General features: G+C 76.3%; 1 protein-coding gene and 1 pseudogene. Both read right to left on the bottom strand.

Going from position 1 to position 3,028, the window contains the following annotated elements; translation table 11 throughout:
* Nucleotides 1-34 precede the first annotated feature (34 nt).
* A complete protein-coding gene (gene cobJ / locus EAO72_RS40505; RefSeq protein ID WP_148022391.1) occupies nt 35-1,759 on the bottom strand; it encodes a precorrin-3B C(17)-methyltransferase in 1,725 nt (574 codons plus the stop codon).
* Nucleotides 1,756-2,925 (bottom strand): annotated as a pseudogene (gene cbiE / locus EAO72_RS40500) (precorrin-6y C5,15-methyltransferase (decarboxylating) subunit CbiE); the annotation flags it as partial. The pseudogene cbiE and the gene cobJ, both read right to left, overlap by 4 nt.
* Nucleotides 2,926-3,028 lie beyond the last annotated feature (103 nt).

The following is a 3,028-nucleotide window of genomic DNA, read 5'->3' as shown; positions in this document are numbered from 1 at the left end:
GGGCTGGGGGACGGGGTGGTGGTGGCGGCCCGGTTCACGAAGCCGCCTCCGGCGCCGTGGCGGCCGTGGCCGACTGCCATCGGTAGCCGCGCGGGGTGACCATGCGGCCCGCGATCTCACGGGTGGCGGTGTTGCCCACGGTGACGACGGTCATCATGTCGACGACCGCCGGGTCCAGGCCCGCGAGCGAGGTCACCCGGCTGGACTCGTCGGGCCGGGAGGCGTTGCGTACGACCCCGACAGGAGTGGCCGGATCCCGGTGTTCCGACAGGATCGACAACGCCTTCGGGAGCTGCCAGTCGCGGCCCCTGCTGCGCGGGTTGTAGAACGTCACGATGAGGTCGGCCTCGGCCGCGGCCCGGACCCGGCGCTCGATGACCTCCCACGGAGTGTGCAGGTCGGAGAGGCTGATCGAGACGTGGTCGTGGCCCAGCGGGGCGCCCAGGATCGCCGCCGCCGCCAGCGCCGCCGTCACCCCCGGCACACCCACCACGTCGATGTCGGCGCCCGCCTCGGCCAGCGCCGGCGACGCCATCGCGTACACCCCCGCGTCACCACTGCCGATCAGCGCGACCGCGTGGCCCTTGCGCGCCTCGGCGACCGCCGTACGGGCCCGCTCCTCCTCGGCCCCGAGGCCCGATTCCAGAACCGTCGTACCCGGCCGCAGCAGATCCCGGATCTGGTCGACGTACTGGTCGAGCCCGACCAGCACCGACGCCCGCCGCAGCTCGTCGCGAGCCCGCGGCGTCAGCAGGTCGCGCGCCCCGGGCCCGAGCCCCACGACCGCGAGCCGCCCGCGGGGCGCCCGGCGCACCACCGCACACGTGGCCATCGCCGCCCGCCCCTCGGGGGCCGACTTCCGCTTCGGTACGAGGAGTTCACCGCCGCCCGCGAGCGCCGCGGCCTCCGCGACCGAGGGCGTGCCGACCGCGGCGAGGGGCGCGTCGGACGGATGCGGGACCTCGATCCGGGCCAGCTCCTCGGCCGGGTACGTACGCAGCGGCACGCCGAGCCGTGCCGCGGCGGCCACGATCCCCGGCTCCTGCGCCTTCGCGTCCACGGTCACCAACTCCGCGATGCTCAACGGTGAGAGACCGGCCCCGGCCAGCGCGTCCCGGATCAGCCCGCACACCTCGTCCGCGGGAGCGTCCCTGGACGCACCGACCCCGACGACGAGCGAGGCCGGCCGCAACACGGCCTCCCGCGAACCGAGTTCCACGACCCGGTCGGTCAGGTGCAGCACCGCGGATCCGGTCGCGCCGGGGCGCACGTTCGGCGGCAGGGCCGGCAACGGCCGTACCGCGTCCGCCCGCAACGCCACCGGAGCACCGTCCAGCATCGCCCGCGACACCCCGGCGACGTCCCCCTCCACGGGAAGGCCCAGCATGTCCAGACCGGGCACACCCACCGCGTCCGTCGCCGTCGTCACCACCGGCGCCGCGCCCAGCACCTCACCGACCGCCACCGCCAGGGCGTTCGCCCCGCCGCCGTGCCCGCCGAGCAGCGCCACCGCGTGGCGCCCCGCCTCGTCGACGCAGACGACACCCGGGTCGGCCGTCTTGTCCGTGAGCAGCGGCGCGACCAGCCGCACCGCGGCCCCCGTCGCGAGGAAGCACACCAGCTGCTCGCACTCGCCGAACGCCCGCCGCACGGCCTCGCCCACCGGACCGTCGTAGACCACGGCACGGCCGGGCCAGGCCGCGGCCAGCCGGTCACGGGCGACGGCGCCCGCCGCCGTAGCGGAGATCAGGCCGATCACTGGTTCGCTCCTTCACTTGCACCAGCCGGAGGGCGGACGCCCCACAGCAGAAAGACCGGGTTGGCCGCGGCGAGCCGGGTCACGTCACCGGGCAGGGGCGCCAGCCGCGACGACTGCAGCAGCACACCCTCGGGCTCCAGCCCGGCGGCGGCCAGTGCCGACCGCACCGGCCCGACCCGGTCCAGGGCCGCCACCGCGACCACGACCGCCCGCCGGGCCCGCCGGGCGCACGCCGTCACGATCGCGGGCAGCTCATGACCGCCGCCGCCGATGAACACCGCGTCCGGGTCCGCCAGATCGGACAGCACTATGGGCGCGGCACCGTGCACCGCCCTCACGTGCACCCCGTGCGCGGCGGCGTTCGCCCGGATCCGCTCGACTCCGTCCGCCGTCTTCTCGACAGCCACGGCGGCCGCGCCGAGCCGCGCGCACTCCACCGCCACCGAACCCGAACCGGCGCCGATGTCCCACACCAGATCACCCGTGCGCGGCCCGAGCCGGGCCAGCGCCAGCGCCCGCACCTCGAACTTCGTGATCATCGAGTCACGGTGCTCGAACTCCGCCTCGGCCAGCGCCCAGCCGGCGGGGGAGACCGCCGGACCCGCCACCGTGCGGACCGGGGACAGGGCCCGCGACTCGTCCAGGCACAGCACCACACTCACCGGATCGGGCCACGCACGGCCCGCCGCCTCATGCAGCGTCAGCCGCTCGACGCGCTCGTGCTCCGGATCCCCGAGCGCCGTCGCGACGACCAGGGTCCGCTCCTCGCTCCCGTACAGCAGCCCGGCCGCCAGCTCGGCGGGCCCGGCGCCCGGCCCCGTCAGCACCGCGACCTTCGGGTGCGCGAAGCACACGTTCACCGCGGTCCGCGGATCACGTCCGTGCGCGCTCACGACGACCGCGTCGTCCCACGGCAGGCCCAGCCGGGCGAACGCCACCGCGATCGACGGGGCCCCCGGCCGCACGTCGAGCGCCGCAGGCCCGAACCGTTCCGCCAGCGCCCGCACGATCCCGAAGAACCCCGGATCACCGGAGGCCAGCACCACGACCCGTGCCCCGTCGTCCTCGGCGAGGTGCTTCCCGATCCGGTCGAGGGCCGGGGCCAGCGGCCCCACCACCACCCGCCCGGCGCCCGCCGGAAGCGCGGCGGCGTCCAGATGACGCCGGGCTGCTGTACGGGAGCGAGGAGCGGACCCTGGTCGTCGCGACGGCGCTCGGGGATCCGGAGCACGAGCGCGTCGAGCGGCTGACGCTGCATGAGGCGGCGGG

Source organism: Streptomyces sp. OR43 (assembly GCF_008042275.1).
In the GTDB taxonomy this organism is placed as follows: domain Bacteria; phylum Actinomycetota; class Actinomycetes; order Streptomycetales; family Streptomycetaceae; genus Streptomyces.
Note: the sequence above shows the minus strand (reverse complement) of the source record. Positions and strands in the feature narration are given on the sequence as shown.